This window comes from Nonomuraea ceibae (assembly GCF_019396325.1).
GTDB classification, from domain to species: domain Bacteria; phylum Actinomycetota; class Actinomycetes; order Streptosporangiales; family Streptosporangiaceae; genus Nonomuraea; species Nonomuraea ceibae.
In genome coordinates, this window is the sequence record NZ_JAHKRO010000014.1 from 85,943 (window position 1) to 108,886 (window position 22,944).

Genomic DNA, 22,944 nt, shown 5'->3' on the forward strand with positions numbered 1-22,944 from the left:
CGCGGCCCTGATTAGACCGTTACAGGCGCCGGCGTACCACTACAGGTGCTCGGCGTACCACGCGACCGTGCGGCGCAGCCCCTCCTCCAGCCCGGTCGACGGCCGCCAGCCGAGCACCCGCTCGGCGGGCCCGATGTCGGAGCGCTGCGTGCGGTCCAGCGGGCGCGCGTCCACCGCCCCGAACGCGAGCCGGGCCGGCCCGCCCACCACCCCGGCCAGCAGCTCCACGGTCTCGCGGACGGAGACGGGCTCGGCCGTGCCGATGTCGAGCACCTCCCCGGCCGCCTTCCCGCCCTCCCCGGCCAGCACGAACGCGTCCACCACGTCGTCCACGTACACCCAGGTCACCATCCTGGTCCCGGACGTCAGCCGGGGCTCCTCGCCGCGCAGCAGCGACAGCGTCACGTACGGCACCAGCCGCGCCGTGTCGGGCTGCCCGGGGCCGTACACCATCGCCACCCGCAGCACCGAGACCGGCAACTGCCACAGCGCGTGGAACATGCGGGCGTAGCCGGTCGCGGCGGCCTTGGCCGCGGCGTACGGCGAGCCGGGCGGCAGGCCGTCGCGCGGCTCCTCCACCGAGCCGGCGAGCACCACGCTGCGCACCGGCGTGCCGGTGAGCGCGGTCATCAGGTTCACGGCGGCGGTGAGGTTGCCCGCCAGCGTGGGCGCCACCACGGCCGGGTCGCGCACGCCGGTGACCTCGCTCGCCAGGTGGAAGACGACCTCGGGCGCGACCTCGGCGACCAGCGCGGCGGTGGCGGCGGCGTCGCTCAGGTCGGCCCGGTGGGCGCGGGGCCCGTCCTGCGGGCGGCGGCTGACCGTGTGCACCCGCGCGCCGAGCCCGTCCAGCCGCCTGACCAGATGGGCGCCGATGAACCCGGTCGCCCCCGTGACGAGCACCCGCGTGTCCTGCCACATGTCGCTCTCCCGCTAGTCGTGTCGTTCCGGCTCCGGGATCGGCTCGCCGGTGTCGTGCCAGACGTTGCCCGAGCCGCTGACCAGCTCCGCGCGGGTGCTCAGCAGGACCGGGCAGTCGTGCGCGGAGCCGCGGCCGAACCGGTTGCCGGTGACGCGCTGCCCCTTGAGCGGGCGGCCGAGCGGCGTGTGGTCGATGTTGACCACGCACGCGCCGCCGTCGAGATAGTTGCCCTCCACCCGCAGGTCGTCGGCCGACGACTGGACGGCCGCGTTCGGGTCGGTGGTGGTGGACAGGTCGATGGTGTTGCGCACCAGCCTCACGCCGGTCTGCTCGGCGAACGCCTGGACGCCGTCGTTGTGCGTGGGGCCGCCGTCCTGGTCGGGGTCGCTGCCGAACCAGCTCAGGTCGTGGATGTAGGAGTCCTGGACGAGGGTGCCGGTGTGGGCCTTGACGCCGTCGACGGTGCCGGAGAACTCCGACCGGTAGATCTTCGTGCGGGCCGCCCAGACGCCGTCGATCGACGGTGACGGATGCGCCGCGCGGAACTCCGAGTCCTCGATCACCGTGTCGGCGGCGTGCTCGGTGTCGAGCAGCGGGCGGGTGCGGTCGGCGACGCCGCCGAGGAAGACGCAGTCGCGGAAGGTCACGCCGCGCGCCGTCACCTCGACGAAACCGCGGAACTCCCGGCCCTGGACGACCTCGCCGTCCGTGGCGAAGACCTGGTCGCCGGTGACGACGGTGAGCTTCGTGCCGGGCCGGACGCCGGTGGAGGCCGCGTCGGGGAACCCCGCCGGGACGGTGCGCACGGGCGCGGGATGCAGGGACGTGGGGCTCACGGGCGCTGGGCTCGGGGTGGCCTCACCCGAGGGCTCGCCGAGCCCCTGCGCGATCGTCACGGCGAGGGCCAGGGCGGCGACCGCGGCTATGACATACGACCACGTCTTCGCCACCCCGGCATCGTCGCGCAGGAATCAGCCGATGCGCCAGGTGTCGCCGCCCATGAGCAGCTCGCCCAGATCGCCCTGACCCTGCTGGGCCACCGCCTCGTCGAGCTGCTCGGACATCAGCACGTCGTAGGCGGGGCGGTCGACCTGACGGAAGATGCCCACCGGCACGTGCTCGAAGGCCGGCTCGTCCAGCCGCGACAGCGCGAACGCCACCGACGGGTCGGGGTGGTGCGCGTCGTGCACGAGGATCTGGTCCTCGGTCACGGTGTCGCGCGCGACCACCTCGATGCCGCCGTTGGCGCTCCTGACGACGGCCTTGGAGGCCGACACGATCGGCTGCCCGTGCTCCAGCCGCAGCGTGATGTCGTCGCGGATCTCCGGATCCTTGAGCTGCTCGAAGGCGTTGTCGTTGAAGATGTTGCAGTTCTGGTAGATCTCCACCAGCGAGGCGCCCCGGTGGGCGGTGGCCTCGCGCAGCACCGACTGCAGGTGCTTGCGGTCGGAGTCGATGGTGCGCGCCACGAAGCTCGCCTCGGCGCCCAGCGCCAGCGAGATCGGGTTGAACGGCTTGTCCAGCGACCCCATCGGCGTCGACTTGGTGATCTTGCCGACCTCGGACGTGGGGGAGTACTGGCCCTTCGTCAGGCCGTAGATCCTGTTGTTGAACAGCAGGATGTTGAGGTTGACGTTGCGCCGCAGGGCGTGGATCAGGTGGTTGCCGCCGATCGACAGCGCGTCGCCGTCACCCGTGATCACCCACACGCTCAGGTCGGGCCGGCTGGCCGCCAGCCCGGTCGCGATCGCCGGCGCGCGGCCGTGGATCGAGTGGACGCCGTAGGTGTTGAGGTAGTACGGGAAGCGCGACGAGCAGCCGATGCCGGAGACGAACACGATGTTCTCGCGCCTGAGCCCCAGCTCCGGCAGGAAGCTCTGCACGGCCGCCAGGATCGCGTAGTCGCCGCAGCCCGGGCACCAGCGCACCTCCTGGTCGGACTTGAAGTCCTTCAGGCCCTGCTTGGCGTCGGTCTTGGGGACGAGCGACAGGCCCTTCCCGTTGACAAGCTCAGTCACTGTCGATCACGTCCTGGATGACTCCGGCCAGCTCTTCCGCCTTGAACGGGAGCCCGCGCACGCGGTTGTAGCTGATGACGTCGACGAGGAAGCGGGCCCGGAGCAGCAGCGCGAGCTGGCCGAGGTTGATCTCGGGCAGCAGCACCTTGTCGTAGCTCTTGAGCACCTCGCCGGTGTTGGCGGGCAGCGGGTTGAGGTGGCGCAGGTGCGCCTGGGCGACCTTGCCGCCGCTCTTCCTGATGCGCCGCACGGCGGCGGCGATCGGGCCGTAGGTCGAGCCCCAGCCGATGACGAGCACCTTGGCGTCGCCGTCGGGGTCGTCGACCGCGAGCTCGGGCACGTCGATGCCGTCGATCTTGGCGGCCCGGGTGCGGACCATCAGGTCGTGGTTGTTGGGGTCGTAGGAGATGTTGCCGGTGCCGTCGGCCTTCTCGATGCCGCCGATCCGGTGCTCCAGGCCGGCGGTGCCGGGGATGGCCCAGGGGCGGGCCAGGGTCTCCGGGTCGCGCTTGAACGGCAGGAAGGCGCCGTCCTCGCCGTTGGGCTCGGTCGTGAACTCCTGCGAGATGTCGGGCAGCTCGGACACCTCGGGCAGCCGCCACGGCTCGGAGCCGTTGGCCAGGTAGCCGTCCGACAGCAGCATCACCGGGGTCCGGTACTTGACCGCGATCCGGGCCGCCTCGACGGCCGCGTCGAAGCAGTCGCTCGGCGACATCGGCGCCACGATCGGCAGCGGCGACTCGCCGTTGCGGCCGAACATGGCCATCAGCAGGTCGGTCTGCTCGGTCTTGGTCGGCATGCCGGTGCTCGGCCCGGCCCGCTGCACGTCGACGATGATCAGCGGCAGCTCGGTGGTGACCGCCAGGCCGACCGTCTCGGCCTTGAGCGCCACGCCAGGCCCGGACGTCGTGGTGACGCCCAGCGCGCCGCCGAACGCCGCGCCCAGCGCCGCGCCGACGCCGGCGATCTCGTCCTCCGCCTGGAAGGTGCGGATGCCGAACCGCTTGTGCTTGGACAGCTCGTGGAGGATGTCGCTGGCCGGGGTGATCGGGTAGGAGCCGAGGAACAGCGGCAGCTTGGACTGCACGCTCGCCGCGATCAGCCCGTAGGCCAGTGCCTGGTTGCCGGAGATGTTGCGATAGACGCCCGGCGCCAGCCTGGCCGGCTTGACCTCGTAGGAGACGGAGAACGACTCGGTGGTCTCGCCGTAGTTCCAGCCCGCCTGGAAGGCCGCGATGTTGGCCTTGGCCAGCTCCGGCTTCTTGGCGAACTTCTGCTCCAGGAACTTGATCGTCTGCTCGGTCGGCCGGTGGTAGAGCCACGACAGCAGGCCGAGGGCGAACATGTTCTTGGAGCGCTCGGCGTCCTTCTTGGACAGGTCGAAGCCCTCGAGCGCCTTGACCGTGAGCGAGGTCAGCGGCACCGCGTGCAGTCGCCACTCGCCGAGCGAGTCGTCCTCCAGCGGGTTGGCCGCGTAGCCGACCTTCTGCAGGTTGCGCTTGGTGAACTCGTCGGTGTTGGCGATGATGTCGGCGCCCCTCGGCAGGTCGCCGAGGTTGGCCTTGAGCGCCGCCGGGTTCATCGCCACCAGCACGTTCGGCGCGTCGCCCGGCGTGAGGATGTCGTGGTCGGCGAAGTGGAGCTGGAAGCTCGACACGCCCGGCAGGGTGCCGGCGGGGGCGCGGATCTCCGCCGGGAAGTTGGGCAGCGTCGACAGGTCGTTGCCGAACTCGGCGGTGCCGGCGGTGAACCGGTCGCCCGTGAGCTGCATGCCGTCGCCGGAGTCTCCGGCGAACCTGATGATCACGCGATCGAGTTGCTGGACCTGCTTCGTCACAGCTCAGTCCTCCTCGACGCGCCGGGGCGCGGTCGCTTCTGGCGCGTTCTCTGTTCCATGCTAGATCCTCGGGAGGTCACGCGTTTGCCACCCGCGCGAAGCGGGTAGACGCGGTGGGAATTCAGGGAGAGGTGGGAGAACGACGACACAGCCCTGACGCGAGCCTGCAGAGATCCACATGCAGACGTTCGAAGAGGACGGTTCGGGTCACAGCCGCCAACTATACGTCCCCCCGTCGGTTCTCCTACGTCAGGGGTTCCTTGCGTGAGGGCCCGATTCCCGACGTGTAGACGCGTCCAGCTTGCATGCCGGCCGTTCCGTACAACTCTGGAACGGTGACGAACGCGTATCCCTTCCCCTGAAGTTCTTCCAGGATGCCCGGTACGGCGTCGACGGCGGTGCGGTCGAGGTCGTGCATGAGCACGATCGCCCCCGGATGCGCCTGGCGGACCGTCCGCGCGGCGATCTCCGCGGGCTCGCCGCCCTGCCGGTCGCGGCTGTCGACGTCCCAGCCGACCAGCGACAGCTTCCGCTCGCGCGCCACGTTCCTGACGTCCAGGCTCACTTCCCCGTACGGCGCCCGCACCAGCGTGGGGCGCTGGCCGATGGCCGCGGCGACGGCGTCCCCCGCCCGGCCGAGCTGGTCGGCGATCTTGCTGGTGGGCAGCCTGGACAGGTCGCGGTGGTCCCACGTGTGGTTGCCGACCAGGTGCCCCTCGTCGCGCATGCGCCGCAGCAGCTCGGGCTCGGCGGCGACGCCGCTGCCGACGGGGAAGAACGTGGCTCTGGCGCCGGCCTCGCGCAGCACGTCGAGCAGCTCGGCGGTGTACGGCCCCGGCCCGTCGTCGAAGGTCAGCGCCACGCACTTGACCGCCGCGCAGTCCACGGTGCCGGCGCGGTCGCTGGCGGCGGCGGGCACCGACCGCTTGGGCGTGTAGGCGGCCCGCGCCACCTGCCGCGCGGACTCCCGTACGGACTGCTGGGCGCGCAGGCCCGTCGGCGACAGCAGCGGCGTGACCTTCGCGGCCGGGACGGCGACGGCGAGGCGGCCGAGCGAGCAGGGGCCGATCTGGCAGTCGTCGAACTCCACCACCAGGTCGCCGTCGGCGTTGAAGGCCATCGAGTCGAGCTTCCCGCGCTCGGCCGAGACCTGGTCGCGGTCCACGTCCGGGCCGCGTTCCTTGAGGCCGTTCCTGACCAGGCGGGAGACCTCGCGCAGCGCGTCGGTCCCGGCCAGCAGCCCGGCCGAGCCGGTGGCGCGGCCGGTGTGGCGGTCGTACCAGAAGGTGCGGGTGGCGTTGCCCCAGTCGGCGCCCCGGTACTCGCCGGTGCGCAGCCGCACGCCCACCACGTCGCCGGCGGCGGCGAGCTGCCAGTCCACGTTCAGCTCGGGGCGGGGCAGGCTGTCGACGGCGGAGGTCGTGTCGTGGAAGTCGCGCAGCTCGCGCTCGGCCTCCTGGCGCAGCAGCGCGTTGAGCCGCGCCGCGCCCGGGAGCTCCGGGTAGCTGATGTGCACGTGGCGTCCCGCGCTCTCGCCCTCCGTGAGCGTGCGCGGGGCCAGCCCGGCCACGGTCGCGGGGTCGACGAAGTCGATCCTGGTGGGCTCCGCGGGGACCGTGGCCTCCCGGTCGGGGGCGGCCGCGGCCATCCCGCATCCAGTGGCGGAGACGGCCAGCAGCGCGATCCCACCGAGCAATCGCAATCTGGGCATGCATGCACACTATGCGGCGGATCATGCTGTTTGCCCTATTTTGGGGGGATGGGGCGTTAGCTTTGACTGGGTTACCATCGCGGAATGGACGGCTACTACGGGTCCTACCTGCTGGTCGCGGCGCTGCTCGCGATCGGGGTCGCGATCGTGGCCGGAGCCATGCTGATCAACCGCCTGCTCCGCCCCGCCCGCCCCACCGCCGACAAGCTCACCTCCTACGAGTGCGGCGTCGACCCCGTCGGCGACGGCTGGGCCCAGTCGCAGGTCCGCTACTACGTCTTCACCTACCTGTACGTCGTCTTCGCCGTCGACGCGGTCTTCCTCTTCCCCTGGGCGACGATCTTCGACGCGCCCGGCTACGGCCTGACCACGCTGGCCGAGATGTTCGTCTTCCTCGGCTTCATCGCCCTCGGCATCCTCTACGCCTGGCGCAAGCGCGTCCTGACCTGGACATAGCTCTCGCCCCCGATCCGCGCAACAATGGCAGACATGGCAGCGACGGATCTTCCGATGCCCACGGTGGGGCCGATCTCCCGGCTGGCGCCCAAGCCGATGCGGTTCGTGCTCAACTGGGGACGGCGCTATTCGCTGTGGGTGTTCAACTTCGGGCTGGCGTGCTGCGCCATCGAGTTCATCGCCACCTCGATGAGCAGGCACGACTTCATCCGGTTCGGAGTGATCCCGTTCGCCAACGGGCCGCGCCAGGCCGACCTGATGATCGTCTCCGGCACCGTCACCGACAAGATGGCCCCGGCCGTCAAACGGCTCTACGAGCAGATGCCCGACCCCAAGTACGTGATCTCGTTCGGCGCCTGCTCCAACACCGGCGGCCCCTACTGGGACTCCTACTGCGTCACCAACGGCGTCGACCAGATCGTCCCCGTCGACGTCTACGTGCCCGGCTGCCCGCCCCGGCCCGAGGCCCTCCTCTACGGCATCATGAAGCTCCAGGAGAAGATCGCCGGCGAACGGCTCGGCGACCGCTACCTGCCCTCCGGGGAGGCGAGGTGACCCGCTTCGGCGAGCACGCCCAGGTCACCGACTCCTTCGGCGACACCGTCGTCGACGTCGCGCCCGGCGACTGGATCGCCCTGCTCACCCGGGTCCGCGACGAGCTGGGATTCTCCTTCTTCGACTGGCTGACCGGCGTCGACGAGCCGCCCGACGAGTTCCACGTCGTGGCCCACGTCTACAACCCCGCCACCCGCGAACGGCTGCTGCTGCGCACCCGGGTGCCGCGCGCCGACCCGCGCCTGCCGACGGCCGTCGGCGTCTACCGGGGCGCCGACTGGCACGAGCGCGAGACGTACGAGATGTTCGGGGTGATCTTCGAAGGACACCCCCACCTGGTGCCGCTGCTGCTGCCCGACGGGTTCGAAGGGCATCCGCTGCGCAAGGACTTCATCCTGGCCGCCCGGGTCGCCAAGCAGTGGCCCGGCGCGAAGGAGCCGGGCGAGTCCGGCCACGGCGCCCCGAGCCGCCGCAAGACGCTGCCGCCGGGAGTCCCGGCCGACTGGGGGGCGACGCCCGATGCTTGACGTGGTGCTGCACTTCGCCGTCATCCTCATCGCCTTCCTCGCGCTGCCGCTGATCGTCGGGCAGACCGAGCACAAGGTCATGGCGCACATGCAGTCGCGGCTCGGCCCCATGTACGCGGGCGGCTTCCACGGCTGGGCGCAGCTCATCGCCGACGGCGTCAAGTTCATGCAGAAGGAGGACGTCGTCCCGGCCGCCGCCGACCGGCGGGTGTTCATGATCGCGCCCGGGGTGGCGCTGGTGCCCTACCTGCTGGTGCTGATCGCGATCCCGTTCGACGACGGGTTCGTGGGCGTGGACCTGGACCTGGGGCTGTTCTTCGTGCTCGCGGTCATGGGCGTCGGCGTGCTCGGCGCGATCATGGCGGGCTGGGCGTCGGCCAACAAGTACTCGGTGCTCGGCGGCATGCGCGCCGCCGCCCAGCTCGTCGCGTACGAGCTGCCGCTGGTGCTGGCCGCCTCCTCCGTGGCGATGGCGGCGGGCACGCTGTCGCTGCCGGGCATCGTCGAGGCGTGGCAGTGGTGGTGGCTGCCGTGGCAGGCCGTCGGCGGCGTGGTGTTCTTCCTGGCGGGGCTGGCCGAGCTGCGCAGGCCGCCGTTCGACATGCCGATCGCCGAGTCCGAGATCATCATGGGGCCGATGACCGAATACACCGGCATGCGGTTCGCGCTGTTCATGCTGGCCGAGTACGCCGGGATCGTGGTGCTGTCGTTCCTGACGGCCGTGCTGTTCCTCGGCGGCTGGCACGGGCCGCTGCTGCCCGGCTGGGCGTGGACGCTGGTCAAGATGTTCCTGCTGGCGTTCGTGGTGATCTGGCTGCGGGTGACGTTCCCCCGCCTGCGCGAGGACCAGTTGCAGAAGCTCGCCTGGGCCGTGCTGGTGCCCCTGGCGCTGCTCCAGCTCGCCCTCACCGGCGTGGTCAAGGTCCTGATCTGAAACTTCCGGCTCCTCCCGTACGTCGTGAGGGTGGGGGTGATCAAGCGTGCGGTTGACCCTGCACGGGCGGCGGCAGCGTCCGCTCACGGAGCTGACCTGGGACGGAATACCTCGTCTCGGTCGGCGGCTACGTCGCCTGGCGGGCCGCGGCGACGGTCTTCAGGGCGGTGGTGGACCACTTCGAGGTGAAATGGCTGGGGATGGCGCTCAGCCCGGCGCTGCCCTGATCACCGCCCGCCCGGGTGCCGGTGCCGCCACGTCCAGAACACCGCGCACGACACCGCCGCCCACCCGGCCAGCACCAGGAACGGCAGCGGGTGCTGGTGCCCGCCGAAGTAGACCGCCGTGTGCTGGGCGTTCACCGACGCGCCAGGCGGCAGCCAGCGCCCGATCGCGCCGAACGGCGACGGCAGCAGCGGCCACGACACCGCCCCGCCCGACGACGGGTTCCCGATCAGCACCATCACGCCCCACGTGGGCACCATCGCCCACCGGCCCATGAGCGTGTTGAACATGGTGAACACCATCCCGGAGGTGAACATCGTCAACGCCAGGATCAGCCACGACTCCACGAAAGGCAGCGACAGCGCCCCCAGCAACCAGTCCACGACGGCCGCGATCGCGAACCCGCCCGCCACCGCGTAGGCGGCGGTGAAGCCGATCCGCTCCAGCGGCTTGAGCCCCCGCGCGTGCACGCTGAGCTGGATCGCCCCCACGAACCCGATGATCACCGCCGCCAGCGAGATGTAGAACAGCGCCAGCCCGCGCGGATCGCCCCGCTGGAGCGGCTTGACGTCCCGCACCGTCACTGCCACGCCGATCCGCGCCCCCACCCTCGGCGCCGCCTCCGCCAGCAACTGCGCCACCGACGCGCCCGCCGCCCCAGCCACGTCCAGCCATGCCCGGTCCCCGTACACGCGCACGACGCCGAACACCCGCTGCTCTTCCACGGCCCGCGCCGCCCCCGCGTACGTGGGGAACTCCCGCAGGTCGAGCGCCGCGTCCAGAGCCCCGTCCATCCCCGCCACGAACGCCGCCCGCTTCACCGCGTCACCCGTGCCGACGACCGCGACCGGGATCCGGTGCGGCGCCGGCCTGGCCATCGCGTACGTGTACGAGCCCGCGAACAGGCCCGCCGCGGCGGCCAGGATGAACACCAGCACGGTCGCGGGCAGGAACGGCGAGTTGACGAACGCCGACCACAGCTCCCGCACCCCTCGCGGGTCGCGGGGCATCTTCGTGGACATCACCTGATCGCATACCCGCAGCCCGACCGGCCCGGACGCGCCAGGCCGTCAAGGATGCGTCAACCTAGCAGGGGTGAGTCAATCCGGCAGGGTGCGTCAACCTCTTGGGGATGCGTCAACCCCGCAGGTCCAGCACTGCCTTGCCCGCGACGCGCCGGCCGACCAGCGCGTCCGCCGCCTCCAGCGCCCGCTCCCACGGCCCCCGCCAGCCGACCTGCGCGTCCAGCTCGCCCCGCGCCAGCAGCCCGACCAGGTACGCCAGGTCGTCCCCCAGCGGCGTGGCCAGGTTGAACGTCTCCAACCGGCCCCGGTCCACCCGGGTCCGCGCCTCCTCGAAGTCGATCAGCGTCGGCTCCCGCGAGGCCATCCCGACGGCCTGGACGACGCCGCCGTCCGCCAGCCGGTTGAACGCCTCGGCGAGCTGCTGCCCGCCGACGTTGTCCACCACGCCGTGCACCCGTCCGGCCATCGCCGCCGGCCCCACGACGATCTCGGCCGCCCCCAGCTCGCGCAACCCCTCCCCGCGGGCCGGGCTGCCCACCGACGCCACCACGCTCGCGCCCGCCCGCGCGGCGAGCTGCACCGCGTACCGGCCCACGCCGCCGGAGGCGCCCGTGACGAGCACCCGCCGCCCGACCAGCGGCCCGAGCAGCCGCACCGCCTGGAGCGCGGTCACCCCGGCCACCGGGAGCGCGGCCGCCGTCCCCAGGTCGACGCCGTCCGGCACCACGGCCAGCTCATCGGTGTCCACCGCCCGCAACTCCGCCCAGGCGCCCGACCAGCCGAACGTGACCACGGGCGTGCCGGCGGGCGGCCCCGACCCGTCGGCGGCCGGCCGCACCACCACTCCGGCGGCGTCCCACCCGGAGACGTGCCCCGGCCGCCCGTCGGCCGGCCGGAAGGCGATCTCGCCGTAGTTGAACGAGACCGCCGCGACCTCCACCAGCGCCTGCCGGGGCGTCGGCTCGGGATCGGGCGCCTGCCCCAGGGAAAGCCGGTGGGGCGCCGCCGGGTCGTAGACGAGGGCTCGCATCGTCGCTCCTTCTCACGTGCCGCGTCGGCCGTGCTTCGCCGGCCGTGCCGCGTCGGCCGCGTTCTCTCGGCCAGGTTTCATCGACGCGACGAGCCTCTCGTCCGGCCCTCACGGACCGCTGACGGTCCGCGCACGCTCCTGGACGCGGGCGGCGATCCTGTCGACGTCGCCGCGCTCGGCCGCCGGGAGCGGCGCGCCCACCGACTCCCTCAGCGCGGCGGCCTCCGCCAGCAGCCGCGCCGCCTCCTCGTACGCGCCCTCCAGCGCCGCCACCCCGGCCAGCCCCTCCTGGGCCAGCGCGATCGCCCTCGGATCGCCGCCCTCCCGCGCCGCCGCGAGCCCCCGGCGGTGGTACGCCCCGGCCGCCTCCGCGTCGCCCCGCAGCTCGGCCACGAACCCCAGCTCCGCCATCAGCAGCGTCAGCCCGTAGAACGGCACCCCGTAGTCGGCCTCCAGCCGCAGGTTCCAGGCCAGCGACTCCTCGAAGAGCCGCTGCGCGCCGTCCAGATCACCGGCCCGCCGCGCCACCAGCCCCAGCCCCACCCGGGCGAACTCCTCGGCGAACCGGTTCGACTGCTCGCCCGCCAGCCGCATCCCTCGCTCGTGGAACTCCCGGGACCGCGCGAGGTCACCGGTCAGCAGCGCGACCCGGCCCAGACTGGACAGCCGGTACGACACGTCCGTCCACAGCCGCAGGTCCTCCGCCACCCGCAGCCCCTCCCGGTGCAGGCGGCCCGCCTCCGCGTAGTCACCGGCGATCTCCGCCACGTACCCCAGCATGTCGGCCGCCTGCAGCCGCCCCCAGCCGTCGCCCAGCTCGGTGAACAGCTCCAGGCTCCGGCTCCCGTCCCGCCCGGCGGCGGCGAAGTCCCCCTGGAACACCGCCTGCTTGGCGCGCAACGCCAGCGCCGCCGCCTCGCCCCACCGGTCGTCCAGGGCCCGGAACTCCGTCAGCACCTCGCCCAGCAGCGGCCCGGCCGCCGCCACGTCGCCGAAGTTCAGGTGCGCCAGCGCCAGGAACCACCGCTTCCTGGGGTCGCGGGTCCGCGCCAGCGCGGCCCGGCTGCGCGCCGCCAGCCCGGCGCCGTCGCCGGTCAGCAGGGCGAACCCGGCCTCCCACGCCGCCGTCCGCTCGTCCGCCACCCTGGACAGCGCCCGATGCGCCTCCGTGTGCCGCCCGCGCAGGTACCAGTACCAGGCCAGCGCGTCGGCCAGCCGCGCCCCGCCCGCGCCATCGCCGCCGCCCCCGCCCTCGACCTGAGAGTCCAGTACGGCCCGCAGGTTGACGACCTCGTCGTCCAGCCGCCGCAGCCACCTGCGCTGCCCGTGCCCGTACAGCTGCGGCGCCGCCCGCTCGGCCAGCTCCACGTAGTAGCCGTCACGCCGCGCCCACACGGGATCGTCGTCGGCGAGCCGCTCCAGGCAGTAGGCGGCGACCGACTCCAGCAGCCGGTAGCGCGTCTCGCCCGACGGCCGCTCCTCGGCCACGACCATCGACCGGTTGACGAGCTGCACCAGCACGTCCGGCACGTCCTCGACGTCCAGCCCCGGCCCCGCGCACACGGCCTCGGCCGCCTCCAGCAGGCAGCCGCCCGGGTGCGCCGCCAGCCGGCACAGCGCGAGCCGCTGCCTCTCGCCGAGCTGCTCCCAGCTCCAGTCGATCACCGCGCGGAGCGTCCGCTGCCGGGCCGGCAGCCCGCGCCCGGCGGCGGCCAGCACCCGGAACCGGTCGTCCAGCCGTTCCTCCAGCCGCTCGGCCAGCCCGCGCACGCCGAGCGCCCGCACCCGGGTCGCGGCCAGCTCCAGCGCCAGCGGCAGCCCGTCGAGCCGCCTGCAGATCGCCGCCACCCACTTCTCGTTCCCCGCGTCGAGCGTGAACCCCGGCGCCGCCGCCGCGGCCCGCGCCACGAACAGCCGGACCGCGGCCGACTCCCGCACCGCACCGCCGTCCGGCGGCAGGTCGAGCGGGGCCACCGCCTGCACCACCTCGCCGGGCACGGCCAGCGGCTCCTGGCTCGTGGCCAGCACCCGCACCTCCGACGCCGCGCCGAGCAGCAGCCCGGCCAGCTCGGCGACCTGATCCACCAGGTGCTCGCAGTTGTCCAGCACCAGCAGCGTCCGCATCCCCCGCAACGCTCCGGCAACCCGCCGCACCAGCCCCCCGCGGGCCTCGCCCGGTGCGGCGGGGCGCGGGTCGGCCGTGGCCTCGTCCCGTGCGGTGGGGCTGGGGTTGATCGGGGGCTCGTCGTGGATGCTCAGGGTGGTGGCCAGCACCTCGGCCACGGCCTCCGTCCCGCCGGAGACCCCGGCGAGCTCGACCAGCCACACCCCGTCGGGGAACGCGCCGGTCACCGTCGCGGCGGTGGCCAGCGCGAGGCGCGTCTTGCCGACCCCGCCCGGCCCGGTCAGCGTGACCAGCCGGGCCTCACGCAGCAGCCCCGCCGCCGCGTTCACCTCGTCGTCACGTCCCACCAGCTCCGTCAGCGGGACGGGCAGGTTCGAGCGGGGCCGCGCCGCCGAGGTCGCGGGCGCCGGGGCGGCGGCCAGCGCCGGATCCTGCCGCAGCATCGCCTGGTGCAGCGCCGCCAGCTCCGGGCTCGGGTCCAGCCCCAGCTCCTCGTCCAGCACCCGGCGCAGCTCCCCGAACCCCGCCAGCGCCTCGCCCTGCCGCCCCGCCCGGTACAGCGCCCGCAGGTGCGCCGCCCGCAGCCGCTCGCGCAGCGGATGCTCGGCCACCAGCCCGGCCAGCTCGTCCGCGAGCAGGCTGTGCTCGCCGAGCTCAAGCCGGGCCTCGGCCTGCTCCTCGACGGCCGTAAGCCGCTGCTCGTCCAGCCGCCCGGCCGCCACCCTGGCGAACTCCTCGTCCCGGAAGTCCGCGTACGCCGGTCCCCGCCACAGCGCCAGCGCGTCGGACAGCAGGTCGGCCCTGGTCCGCGCGTCACCGGCGGCCCGCGCCCGGCCCACCAGCTCGGCGAACCGCAGCGCGTCCACCGACCGGGTGCCGAGCGCGTACCCGGCGGGCTGGTAGGAGACCAGCTCGCGGCCTCCCGGCTCGGCCTGCTCCAGCGCCCGCCTGAGCTGCGAGACCTTGGTCTGCAACGTGTTGCCGGGATTGCCCGGCGGGTTCTCGCCCCACAGGTCGTCGGCCAGCCTGTCGGCCGGCACCGGGCGCCCCTCGTGGACCAGCAGGTCGGCGAGGAGCGCGCGTACCTTCAGCTCCGGCACCCGGACCTGCCGTCCGTCCGCCGCCCACACCGCAAGCGGACCAAGCACCCCGAACTCCATCAGACCACGCTATTACAGCAGGCAGGGCCCCGATCCCGGTGAGCCCCCAGCGGACCCCCAGCGGACCCGCAGTGAACCGTGCGCGCCGGCTCGCACAGTAGGGCCATGAACATCCGGATGGCGATCGTCATCGGCGGCGTCGGGCCCGACCGGTTCGGCCCGGCCGCGGCCGACTGGCTGACCTGCCGGGCGGGCCTGCGCAAGCACCCGCCCGGGGACCAGGCAGCCGCCCCGGCCGTAGTTATGGGCGTGGACGTCGACGTGGACGTCCTCGACCTCGCCGAGGCGTGGCTGCCGCCGGTCCCGTGCGAGCGGCCCTCCGTGGCGCCGCCCGCCGTGCGGGACCTGGCGCCGTGGCTGGCGTCGGCGGACGCGTTCGTGATCGTCACCCCGGAGCACAACCACAGCTTCCCGGCCTCGCTCAAGAACGCCGTCGACTGGTACCGGGACGAGTGGCGGGCCAAGCCCGTCGCGTTCGTCTCGTACGGGGACGACGGCGGTGGGACTGCGGCTGTGGAGCAGCTCCGCCCGGTGTTCGCCGCGCTCGACGCGGTCACCGTCAGCGGCGGGCTCGCCTTCCGCCACGGCAGGCCGCCTCCCGTCGCAGCCGCCGAACACCTGCTCGACCGACTCCTCTGGTGGGCCCGCGCGCTGCGGGCCGCCCGCGACACCCTTCCCATGAACTGGAGATATCACCATGTCCCTCGTCAACCGTGAGATCCGCCTGGCCGCCCGTCCCGTCGGCGAGCCCGTCCTCTCCGACTTCGAGCTGGCCCGTACCGAGGTGCCCGACCTGGCCGACGGGCAGATCCTGGTGCGCAACACCTGGATGTCCGTCGACCCGTACATGCGTGGCCGGATGGACGACGCCGAGTCGTACATCCCGCCGTTCGAGCTCGGCGCGCCCATGGACGGGGCGGCCGTCGGCGAGGTCGTCGCCTCCCGCTCCGCGGACGTCCCGATCGGCGCGACCGTCGTGCACTTCCTCGGCTGGCGCGAGTACGCGATCATGGACGCCGCCGCCGCGACCGTCGCCGACACGACGCTCGCCCCGGCGCAGGCGTACCTGGGGGCGCTCGGCACGACCGGGCTGACCGCGTACGCCGCCCTGACCGAGATCGCCCCCGTCCGGGAGGGCGACGTGGTGTTCGTCTCCGCCGCTGCGGGGGCCGTCGGCACCGTCGCCGGGCAGCTCGCCCGCAAGCTCGGCGCCTCCCGCGTGATCGGCTCGGCGGGCGGGCCGGAGAAGACGGCCAAGCTCGTGTCGTCCTTCGGGTACGACGCCGCGATCGACTACCGGGCCGGGTCCGTGGCCGCCCAGCTCGCCGAGGCCGCGCCTGACGGCATCGACGTGTACGTGGACAACGTGGGCGGCGACCACCTGGTGGCGGCCATCGACGCGCTCCGCGAGGGCGGCCGGATCGCCATGGTCGGCGCGATCAGCGCCTACAACGCCACCGAGCCCGTCCCCGGGCCGCACAACCTGTTCAGCCTGGCGGCCAAGAACGCGACGTTGCGCGGCATCCTCATCAGCTCCTACCTGCACCTGTTCCCCGAGTGGATCGGCAAGGCGGCCAGCTGGCTGGCCGACGGCTCGCTCCACACCGAAGAGACCGTGGTCGAGGGGCTGGCGGAGGCGCCGGAGGCGTTCCTGGCGATGATGCGCGGCGCCAACACCGGAAAGATGCTGGTGAAGCTCTGATGCCCGCCCCAACCGCGCCGGCCTCTTCGGTGCCGACTCCTCCGGAAGCTGCGCCGACCTCGTCGGAAGCTGCGCCGACTCCTTCCGTGACTGCTGCGCCGATCTCGTCGGAGGTGCCGGAGGCTCGGCCCGCCGGTGCGCCGCGTGCGCTGCTCGTGGTGGCGCACCCGCGCGCCACCTCGCTCACCGCGCGCGCCGCCGGGCGGGCGCGGGCCCGCCTGGAACGGGACGGGTACGAGGTCGACCTGCTCGACCTGTACGCGGAGGGCTTCGACCCCCGCATGCCCGTCGAGGACGAGCCCGACTGGAACGACCGCGGCAAGACGTACACCCCGGACACCGAGGCGCACATGCGCCGGATCGAGGCGGCCGACACCATCGTGGTGGTGTTCCCCGTCTGGTGGTTCAGCCTGCCGGCGATGCTCAAGGGCTGGATCGACCGGGTGTGGAACTACGGCTTCGCGTACGGCGTCCGTCCCCCGGGCCGCCTGGCCGGCAAACGGATGACCTGGATCGGCCTGGCCGGCTACTCCGAGGAGCACTTCACCTCGGCAGGCTGGGACAAGCTGCTCACCCAGCAGCTGGCCCAGGGCATCTCCGCCTTCTGCGGCATCCCGGACGCGTCCGTACACCTCGTCTACGCCACCGTCCCGGACGCCGCCGCCGACGACGCCCACGTGAGCCGGATCCTCGACGAGGCCGAGGCCGCCGTGGCCGCTGGAAATCAGGTTGCCGCCGCCGCCGCCCTCCTGCTGAAGTGAGCGGATGGATCGTGACGAAACGCTCGCCCTGTTCGACCGCGAACTCCGGCAGGGCGCGCAACCGGACGGCCCCGGCAGCCGCGTGGAGCGGATCGGCGGCGTGATCCGGACGACCGGAGACGCCTGGAACGGCATCATCTGGTCAGACTTGGACACCTCCACCGCGGATGCCACGATAGCGGCCCAGCTCCGGTACTTCGCCGAGCTGGGCCGTCCGTTCGAGTGGAAGCTCTACGACTACGACCGTCCGGCCGACCTCGCGGACCGGCTCCTGGCAGCCGGGCTGACCGCCGAGCCGCCGGAGGCGCTCATGGTCGCCCGCGTCGCGGACCTGCCGGATGCCACCGTCCCCGACGGCATCCACCTGCGTCCCGTGACCCGCCCGGACGACGTTGCTCTGATGGCCACCGTGCACGACCAGGCGTTCGGCACCGACTCGGCGCGCCTCATGGCGAGCCTGACCGCGCAGCTCGCCGACGAGCCGGACCGGGTCTTCGCCGTCCTCGCCATGGCCGGCGACACCCCGGTCAGCGCCGCCCGCCTCGAACTGAACCCCGGCACCCACTTCGCCGGCCTCTGGGGCGGGGGCACGGTCGAAGCCTGGCGCGGGCGCGGCATCTACCGGTCGCTCATCGCCTACCGCGCCGCCATCGCGGCCGAACGCGGCTACGAGTACCTCCAGGTGGACGCCTCCGACGACAGCCGCCCCATCCTGCAACGCCTCGGCTTCCACCACCTGGCCACCACCACCCCGTACACCTGGCACCCCTGACGCCCCGCCCCACCACTCGCGCGCCGGTCACCGCACCGCCCGCACTCGCACCCGTAGTCCAGCACCCGCGCCCCGACGCACCCGCACCCCGCATCCGCACGCCGCGACGCACCCCCACCAGCCACGTGGGTGCCACCGGGACCGGGTACGTGATCACAATGGCCCAGCACCCGCCAGCGCTACGCGGGGACGGACGGCGGTGGGCCGGGCGGCGACGGCTTGACGGGCGGCGGCAGGATGGAGCCCAGCAGGGCAGAATCGGTGCCGGTACGAAAAGGGACCCCATGACCGAAAGCGGCATGAACGACACCCCCATGAACGACGACGCCCCGGCTGGCGGCGACGACTCCAGGGTGAGCGGCGGCGGTGAGTCCCAGCCCGGACCGGTGGTGCTGGACGGCGGTGACCGCCGCTGTGTCCAACTGCTGATCGAGCTGCGCCGCCTGGTGACGGACCTGCCGTCCGGCACCGTCGTCCACCTGATCGCCACGGACCCGGCCGCGCCGATCGACCTGCCCGCCTGGTGCCACCTGACCGGCCACCACTACCTCGGCCCCGTCCCCGGCAACGACCGCCCCACGTACGCCGTCAGCGTCCAGGCCGACGCCCGCCGCACCGACCCGCAGGCCCCCTGGCACTCGACCCCCTCCTGACCGACCCCCTCCTGACCGAACATCGGTCGGTACGAGGTCAGTCGGCCTGCGCCGCAAGCGAGGCGTACAGGTCGACCCCGCCCCCGTCCGGGTCGGCCACCGTGGCGTATCGCATCCCCCAGAACGCGTCGAACGGCTCGGCGATCCCCTGGTAACCGGCCCCGACCAGCTCGGCGTACTTGGCGTCGACCTCGGCGGGCGAATCGAACTCGAAGCACAGCAGCGTACGCGGCCCGCCCTCCGGAGCCCTCCAGCCCGGCAGGAACGGCGTACGGAACCCTTCCGTGTCGAGCATCACGTGCAGCCCGCCGGGCAGGTCGCACCCGGCATGCTCGGGCGAGGCGGCGTCGAGCTTGAACTCCAGCCCAAGCCCGGTCCCCAGTCTCAGCCCGGCGCTCAGCCCGCGCCCGCGCCCGGGCCCCAGCCTCAGCCCCAGCCACCGCCCCGAGCCCCAGCCCCCAGCCACCGCCCCGAGCCCCAGCCCCGAGCCCCTGCCCCACGGCACCGAGCCCCACAGCCCTGACCTCCTGGTTGGGTCAGTGCACGATGGCCAGCATCACGTCCGAGGCGCTGGGCCGGTCGTCGGGGCGTTTGGCCAGGCAGGAGCCCACGACCCCGCGAATGGACGGCGGTAACGGCGACAAGTCCGGATGATGCGTGAGCACCCGGTTGAAGACCGCCGGCACGCTGTCCTCCCCGAACGCCGGTCGCCCCGTCGCCGCGAACATCATCGTCACGCCCCAGCTGAACACGTCCGACGCGGGCCCCACCTGCTCACCGGACAGCTGCTCGGGCGACATGTACGGCGGCGTGCCGACCATCTTCCCGGACGTCATCGTCACCTGGTCGAGCGCCCGCGCGATGCCGAAGTCGATCACCCGCGGCCCGTCGTTGCCGATCAGCACGTTGCTCGGCTTGAAGTCACGATGGACGACCCCCGCCTTGTGGATAGCCGCCAGCGCACCGGCTGTGGACAACGCCAGCCGCGTCAGGCTGTCCTCATCCCTGGGGCCGTGGTTGCGTACGAGCTGCTCCAGGGACGGGCCGTCCACGTACTCACTCACGATGTACGCGAACTGCCCCGAAATGCTCACATCCAGCACCCGGGCCGTGGAGAACGTCGCCACCCGGCGGGCCGAGTCCACCTCCCTGGCGAACCGGGTCCTGGCCGTCTCGTCGACCAGGTCGTGCAGCACCTTGACGGCCACCCGTACCCCGTTGGGCGCGGTCGCCAGGTAGACGGCGCCCTGTCCGCCGCGCCCGAGCGAACGCACCACCCGATAGTGCCCGATCCACTCGGGCTCGCCGGGGCGGTGCTGGTAGGAGGGCGAGGTGGTGCGCTGGTGGATGGACAGCCCGTGCTGCCGGTGAGCAGGGCCGTGCTGCTGGAGGGTGGGCCCGTGCGGGTGGTGGGCGGGGCCGCGCTGCGCGTAGGACGGAGGGTGGGGCTGGACGGGCCGGTAGTGGCGGGCCTTGGCCATCGCGGGCACGAGGATGCCCGAATGGATCACCCCGCTCACCCACGCGCCCACGAACATCAGCGAGATGATCGTGCCCAGCGGCTCGGGCATGTCCTCGACCTGGTCGTACGTCATCAGCGACACCACGAACGCGCCGATGCAGACGCCGTAGGCGCACGCGGCGACGAACTGCCACACGCTCCGCAGCCAGAACGCCGCGAACCCGATCGTGAACGGAGTCGCCAGACCACACGAGATCAGCGACAGAACGGCCCACACCACGGAAGCGGTCCAGGCGCCTGCGCTGGGACGGATCGGATGGCCGTACGACATGGCGAGAGACTATCGCTCCCTACTTGCACAAATCCGGCGTGACGCCTTCCTGTGGATAACTGTCCGCCAGCCTGTGGATAGCTGTGGAAAACCTGGGGACAACGCGCTTGCTCATTCACGTGCGCGGCCAAGTGCGCCATGATGTTGAACCATGGCGCGGATTCCCGGCGTAGGGCTGGCAAAGGGGTTGACCATCACCCTTCGCCACATGCTGCGCAAATCCGTCACTCAGCAGTATCCCGAGGTCAAGCCCGCCCTGCCGCCGCGCAGCCGAGGAGTTATCGCCCTCGTTGAGGAGAATTGCACCTCCTGCATGCTGTGTGCGAGGGAGTGCCCCGACTGGTGCATTTACATCGACTCCCACAAGGAGACCATCCCGGCCCCTGAAGGCGGCCGTGCCCGCCAGCGCAACGTTCTCGACCGGTTCGCCATCGATTTCGCCCTGTGCATGTATTGCGGCATCTGCATCGAGGTGTGCCCGTTCGACGCCCTGTTCTGGTCGCCGGAGTTCGAGTACGCCGAGGGGGACATCCGCAACCTTCTTCACGAGAAGGACAGGCTCGCCACCTGGGTCGAAACCGTCCCGCCGCCTCCCGCCCACGATCCAGGCGCCGAGCCCCCCAAGGAGCTCACGGCCGCCCCCCGCCGCCCCGTACGCGAACCCGCCGCCCCCCGCGCTCGTACGGGCGGCGCCGAGGCCACCCGCCCGGGAACGGCCGGAACCGCGGACAAGTCAGGCGCGACCGGAACCCCGGGCGCCTCCCCGGCAGCGCCCGAAGCCTCGGACGGCCCATCGGGAACGGCCCGAACCCCGGGCGCCGCTCGACGTGGCACGCCCGGGGCGCCGGACGCAGGCCCCGGACGCCCTGCCGGGCGCGGCGATGCGTCGGGAGAAGCCGCCGGTCCGAGCGGCCGTCCCCAGCCCGGCGACGCGGAGTCCTCCCAGGTCACCGGCGATGCCGCACCCGCGCGAGACGCCGGTGACGGCCTACGCTCCGAGGCGGGCGCACCCCGCCAGGACACCACCGGCGCGGCCTCGCAGGAAGCGCCCGAACAGCCCACTCCAGGCGAGGACGAGGTTGGGGCCGGCACCCCGCCCGGCCAGGACCAGCCCGCCCGTGGCCGTTCGCGCCGTTCCATGGCGAACGTACGCGGCATCCGCCCCCCTGGCGCGCTGCCGTCCCGTCCCGAGAGCCCCACGCCCGACGAGCCCGGTCCGGAGACCGACGAGACCGCCGCCCGCCGCCCTGCGCCAGGCGAGCCCCCCGCCCGCCCTCCTGCGACAGGCGAGACTTCCGCACCTGCGCCGACGGGAGAGGAAACAGCGCCCGGTTCGGCGGAAGGGGAAGCCCCTGCGGCCGGGTCTGCGGAAGGGGAAGCGCCCGCCACGCCGGGAGCCGGCACGGGCTCGTCCTCGGACAGGGACGCCACCGGCGATGCGTCCGGCGGCGGCGATTCATCCACAGGTGAGGCGGCGACCGGCGAGGCGTCATCCACAGGCGCGCCCGCCGAGGGAGAGTTTTCCACAGGCGCGGAGGAATCGGGCCCGGCGTCCGGTCCACCGGGGCAAACTTCTGGCGCGAGCCCACGCAGGCGCAGGATGGCCGATCCACGCTCCATCCGTCCACCTGGGCGGCTCGACCCTGACCAGTCGAGGGAGACCGAGGAGGAGTAGTGACCGAAGCGGTGCCCTCCTACCTGTCGCCCACCGGGCAGGAGATCATCTTCTTGCTCCTGGGCGCTGTGGCAGTCGGATCGGCGCTGCTCGTCGTCACGACGCGGCAACTCGTCCATGCCGCCCTCTGGCTGGTGCTGACCTTCGGCGCCCTGGCGGGCTGCTACCTCGTTCTCACGGCCGAGTTCGTGGCCTGGGTGCAGGTGCTCATCTATGTGGGCGCCGTGGTGGTGCTGTTGCTGTTCGGCATCATGCTGACCCGTGCGCCGATCGGCCCCTCGACCGACCTCGACAGCCGCAACAAGGTCACGGCGGCCGTGGTGGCCGTGGCGACGGCGGCGGTCCTGGTCACGGTGGTGATCGACGGGTTCCGGATGGCCTACTCGCCGCTCACCCCCGGCGCGGGCGCGGCCAGTGAGCTGGGCGGGAGCATCTTCAGCACGTGGGTGCTGCCGTTCGAGGCGCTTTCCGTGCTGTTGCTGGCGGCTCTCATCGGCGCCATCGTCCTGTCCCGCACCGACATCTCCGGCAACTCCGGCGGATCCCGTACGGATGACCCGTCCGCCCCTTCGGACCCCTCCGAGCCCGGCACCTTGAGACGCCCCGACGCCTCCGCGGCTCCGCCCGGAGGAGAGGCAGCCGACGGGCCGCACCGCATGGACGGGGGGCTTTGATGCACATCGTCTACCCCGCTGTCGTGGCGGCGCTGCTGTTCTCCATCGGCGTCTACGGTGTGCTGGCCCGGCGCAACACGATCCTGGTGCTGATGTCGGTCGAGCTGATGCTCAACGCCGTCAACCTGAACCTGGTCGCGTTCGACGTGTGGCTCGGCGATCTGCTGCACAGCGGGCAGGTGCTGACGCTGTTCGTCATCGTGATCGCCGCCGCCGAGGTGGGGGTCGGGCTGGCGATCGTGCTCGCCCTCTACCGCAACCGGCGGACCGTCGACATCGACCACCTGCGCGACCTCGCGGAGCCTGCCGACCCGCCCGCCGAGACGTACGAAGAAGCCCCCGCCGACGACCGCCTCGTCCGCTCGGCCGCCCACAGCGGCGGCCTGACC

The 22,944-nt window shown here is 72.7% G+C and carries 22 protein-coding genes and 1 pseudogene; 12 read left to right on the forward strand and 11 right to left on the reverse strand.

The window, feature by feature from the left end:
* Nucleotides 1-39: 39 nt before the first annotated feature.
* The 6 genes from KME80_RS12700 to KME80_RS12720 all read right to left on the reverse strand — a co-directional run bounded on the left by KME80_RS12700 (nucleotide 40) and on the right by KME80_RS12720 (nucleotide 6,488).
* The gene (locus tag KME80_RS12700) at nucleotides 40-921 is read right to left on the reverse strand and encodes an NAD-dependent epimerase/dehydratase family protein (RefSeq protein WP_219504599.1); all 882 of its coding nucleotides are present in this window, start codon (nucleotides 919-921) and stop codon (nucleotides 40-42) included.
* Nucleotides 922-933: 12 nt separating this feature from the next.
* Complete coding sequence (locus tag KME80_RS12705) at nucleotides 934-1,872, reverse strand: hypothetical protein (protein ID WP_219504600.1); 939 nt, start codon at nucleotides 1,870-1,872, stop codon at nucleotides 934-936.
* A gap of 21 nt (nucleotides 1,873-1,893) precedes the next feature.
* Nucleotides 1,894-2,940 carry a 2-oxoacid:ferredoxin oxidoreductase subunit beta gene (locus tag KME80_RS12710; RefSeq protein WP_219504601.1) on the reverse strand — a complete coding sequence of 349 codons (1,047 nt, stop codon included), beginning with the start codon at nucleotides 2,938-2,940 and terminating at the stop codon, nucleotides 1,894-1,896.
* A complete protein-coding gene (locus tag KME80_RS12715; protein ID WP_219504603.1) occupies nucleotides 2,933-4,777 on the reverse strand; it encodes a 2-oxoacid:acceptor oxidoreductase subunit alpha in 1,845 nt (614 codons plus the stop codon). Before KME80_RS12715 ends, KME80_RS12710 begins: the two co-directional genes overlap by 8 nt.
* Before the next feature lie 121 nt (nucleotides 4,778-4,898).
* On the reverse strand, nucleotides 4,899-4,988 hold the full coding sequence (locus tag KME80_RS53170) for a putative leader peptide (protein WP_357584620.1): 90 nt from the start codon (nucleotides 4,986-4,988) through the stop codon (nucleotides 4,899-4,901).
* A 33-nt stretch (nucleotides 4,989-5,021) separates the two neighbouring features.
* Nucleotides 5,022-6,488 (reverse strand): polysaccharide deacetylase family protein, encoded by a 1,467-nt coding sequence (locus tag KME80_RS12720; RefSeq protein WP_219504605.1) that lies wholly within the window; start codon nucleotides 6,486-6,488, stop codon nucleotides 5,022-5,024.
* Nucleotides 6,489-6,572: 84 nt separating this feature from the next.
* On the opposite strand from KME80_RS12720, the gene KME80_RS12725 reads away from it, so the two are divergent.
* From KME80_RS12725 to nuoH, 4 genes are read left to right on the forward strand one after another with little or no spacing between them, the layout of a single operon-like run.
* A complete protein-coding gene (locus KME80_RS12725) occupies nucleotides 6,573-6,944 on the forward strand; it encodes an NADH-quinone oxidoreductase subunit A (RefSeq protein WP_219504607.1) in 372 nt (123 codons plus the stop codon).
* A gap of 33 nt (nucleotides 6,945-6,977) precedes the next feature.
* The gene (locus tag KME80_RS12730; protein WP_443681282.1) at nucleotides 6,978-7,499 is read left to right on the forward strand and encodes an NADH-quinone oxidoreductase subunit B; all 522 of its coding nucleotides are present in this window, start codon (nucleotides 6,978-6,980) and stop codon (nucleotides 7,497-7,499) included.
* Nucleotides 7,496-8,026 (forward strand): NADH-quinone oxidoreductase subunit C, encoded by a 531-nt coding sequence (locus KME80_RS12735; RefSeq protein ID WP_219504609.1) that lies wholly within the window; start codon nucleotides 7,496-7,498, stop codon nucleotides 8,024-8,026. Before KME80_RS12730 ends, KME80_RS12735 begins: the two co-directional genes overlap by 4 nt.
* Nucleotides 8,019-8,960, forward strand: coding sequence for an NADH-quinone oxidoreductase subunit NuoH (gene nuoH, locus KME80_RS12740; RefSeq protein ID WP_219504611.1), 942 nt, complete (start codon nucleotides 8,019-8,021; stop codon nucleotides 8,958-8,960). Before KME80_RS12735 ends, nuoH begins: the two co-directional genes overlap by 8 nt.
* Nucleotides 8,961-9,187: 227 nt before the next feature.
* Here the strand turns inward: nuoH and KME80_RS12745 are convergent, their stop codons facing one another.
* From KME80_RS12745 to KME80_RS12755, 3 genes are all read right to left on the reverse strand, one after another.
* Nucleotides 9,188-10,207, reverse strand: coding sequence for an ABC-2 transporter permease (locus tag KME80_RS12745; protein WP_246644693.1), 1,020 nt, complete (start codon nucleotides 10,205-10,207; stop codon nucleotides 9,188-9,190).
* A gap of 115 nt (nucleotides 10,208-10,322) precedes the next feature.
* Nucleotides 10,323-11,240, reverse strand: a complete 918-nt coding sequence (locus KME80_RS12750) for a zinc-binding dehydrogenase (RefSeq protein ID WP_219504614.1) — start codon at nucleotides 11,238-11,240, stop codon at nucleotides 10,323-10,325.
* A gap of 108 nt (nucleotides 11,241-11,348) precedes the next feature.
* Complete coding sequence (locus KME80_RS12755; RefSeq protein WP_308125728.1) at nucleotides 11,349-14,513, reverse strand: AfsR/SARP family transcriptional regulator; 3,165 nt, start codon at nucleotides 14,511-14,513, stop codon at nucleotides 11,349-11,351.
* 117 nt (nucleotides 14,514-14,630) lie between these two features.
* Between KME80_RS12755 and KME80_RS12760 the strand changes: the two genes are divergently transcribed.
* The 5 genes from KME80_RS12760 (at nucleotide 14,631) to KME80_RS12780 (ending at nucleotide 18,413) form a co-directional block, all read left to right on the forward strand.
* Nucleotides 14,631-15,242 (forward strand): NADPH-dependent FMN reductase, encoded by a 612-nt coding sequence (locus tag KME80_RS12760; protein WP_219504619.1) that lies wholly within the window; start codon nucleotides 14,631-14,633, stop codon nucleotides 15,240-15,242.
* Entirely contained in the window at nucleotides 15,223-16,227 is a 1,005-nt protein-coding gene (locus KME80_RS12765) for an NADP-dependent oxidoreductase (RefSeq protein WP_219504621.1), read from the forward strand. The genes KME80_RS12760 and KME80_RS12765 overlap by 20 nt, the downstream gene beginning before the upstream one ends.
* A gap of 86 nt (nucleotides 16,228-16,313) precedes the next feature.
* Nucleotides 16,314-16,988, forward strand: a complete 675-nt coding sequence (locus tag KME80_RS12770; RefSeq protein WP_308125729.1) for an NAD(P)H oxidoreductase — start codon at nucleotides 16,314-16,316, stop codon at nucleotides 16,986-16,988.
* Nucleotides 16,989-16,992: 4 nt separating this feature from the next.
* A complete protein-coding gene (locus KME80_RS12775; protein ID WP_219504624.1) occupies nucleotides 16,993-17,760 on the forward strand; it encodes a GNAT family N-acetyltransferase in 768 nt (255 codons plus the stop codon).
* 284 nt (nucleotides 17,761-18,044) lie between these two features.
* Nucleotides 18,045-18,413, forward strand: a complete 369-nt coding sequence (locus KME80_RS12780; protein ID WP_246644695.1) for a sulfurtransferase TusA family protein — start codon at nucleotides 18,045-18,047, stop codon at nucleotides 18,411-18,413.
* Between the two features lie 37 nt (nucleotides 18,414-18,450).
* Here KME80_RS12780 and KME80_RS12785 read toward each other — a convergent pair whose 3' ends face one another.
* Together KME80_RS12785 and KME80_RS12790 are read right to left on the reverse strand one after the other, a co-directional pair.
* A complete protein-coding gene (locus KME80_RS12785) occupies nucleotides 18,451-18,879 on the reverse strand; it encodes a VOC family protein (protein WP_219504627.1) in 429 nt (142 codons plus the stop codon).
* Nucleotides 18,880-18,949: 70 nt separating this feature from the next.
* The gene (locus KME80_RS12790) at nucleotides 18,950-20,206 is read right to left on the reverse strand and encodes a serine/threonine-protein kinase (protein WP_219504628.1); all 1,257 of its coding nucleotides are present in this window, start codon (nucleotides 20,204-20,206) and stop codon (nucleotides 18,950-18,952) included.
* Between the two features lie 313 nt (nucleotides 20,207-20,519).
* Between KME80_RS12790 and KME80_RS50235 the strand changes: the two genes are divergently transcribed.
* From KME80_RS50235 to nuoK, 3 genes and pseudogenes are all read left to right on the forward strand, one after another.
* The gene (locus KME80_RS50235; protein WP_246644741.1) at nucleotides 20,520-21,881 is read left to right on the forward strand and encodes a 4Fe-4S binding protein; all 1,362 of its coding nucleotides are present in this window, start codon (nucleotides 20,520-20,522) and stop codon (nucleotides 21,879-21,881) included.
* Nucleotides 21,881-22,555: an NADH-quinone oxidoreductase subunit J family protein gene (locus tag KME80_RS12800; RefSeq protein ID WP_219504630.1), complete on the forward strand. Its 675-nt coding sequence runs from the start codon at nucleotides 21,881-21,883 to the stop codon at nucleotides 22,553-22,555. Before KME80_RS50235 ends, KME80_RS12800 begins: the two co-directional genes overlap by 1 nt.
* Nucleotides 22,555-22,878: pseudogene (gene nuoK, locus KME80_RS12805) on the forward strand (NADH-quinone oxidoreductase subunit NuoK); the annotation flags it as partial. The gene KME80_RS12800 and the pseudogene nuoK, both read left to right, overlap by 1 nt.
* Nucleotides 22,879-22,944 lie beyond the last annotated feature (66 nt).

Coding starts and splice junctions, on each gene's coding strand:
- KME80_RS12700 (WP_219504599.1), bottom strand. CDS start 921: ATGTGGCAGGACACGCGGGTGCTCGTCACGGGGGCGACCGGGTTCATC.
- KME80_RS12720 (WP_219504605.1), bottom strand. CDS start 6,488: ATGCCCAGATTGCGATTGCTCGGTGGGATCGCGCTGCTGGCCGTCTCC.
- KME80_RS12725 (WP_219504607.1), top strand. CDS start 6,573: ATGGACGGCTACTACGGGTCCTACCTGCTGGTCGCGGCGCTGCTCGCG.
- KME80_RS12730 (WP_443681282.1), top strand. CDS start 6,978: ATGGCAGCGACGGATCTTCCGATGCCCACGGTGGGGCCGATCTCCCGG.
- nuoH (WP_219504611.1), top strand. CDS start 8,019: ATGCTTGACGTGGTGCTGCACTTCGCCGTCATCCTCATCGCCTTCCTC.
- KME80_RS12745 (WP_246644693.1), bottom strand. CDS start 10,207: ATGTCCACGAAGATGCCCCGCGACCCGCGAGGGGTGCGGGAGCTGTGG.
- KME80_RS12750 (WP_219504614.1), bottom strand. CDS start 11,240: ATGCGAGCCCTCGTCTACGACCCGGCGGCGCCCCACCGGCTTTCCCTG.
- KME80_RS12760 (WP_219504619.1), top strand. CDS start 14,631: ATGAACATCCGGATGGCGATCGTCATCGGCGGCGTCGGGCCCGACCGG.
- KME80_RS12765 (WP_219504621.1), top strand. CDS start 15,223: ATGTCCCTCGTCAACCGTGAGATCCGCCTGGCCGCCCGTCCCGTCGGC.
- KME80_RS12775 (WP_219504624.1), top strand. CDS start 16,993: ATGGATCGTGACGAAACGCTCGCCCTGTTCGACCGCGAACTCCGGCAG.
- KME80_RS12780 (WP_246644695.1), top strand. CDS start 18,045: ATGACCGAAAGCGGCATGAACGACACCCCCATGAACGACGACGCCCCG.
- KME80_RS12790 (WP_219504628.1), bottom strand. CDS start 20,206: ATGTCGTACGGCCATCCGATCCGTCCCAGCGCAGGCGCCTGGACCGCT.
- KME80_RS50235 (WP_246644741.1), top strand. CDS start 20,520: ATGCTGTGTGCGAGGGAGTGCCCCGACTGGTGCATTTACATCGACTCC.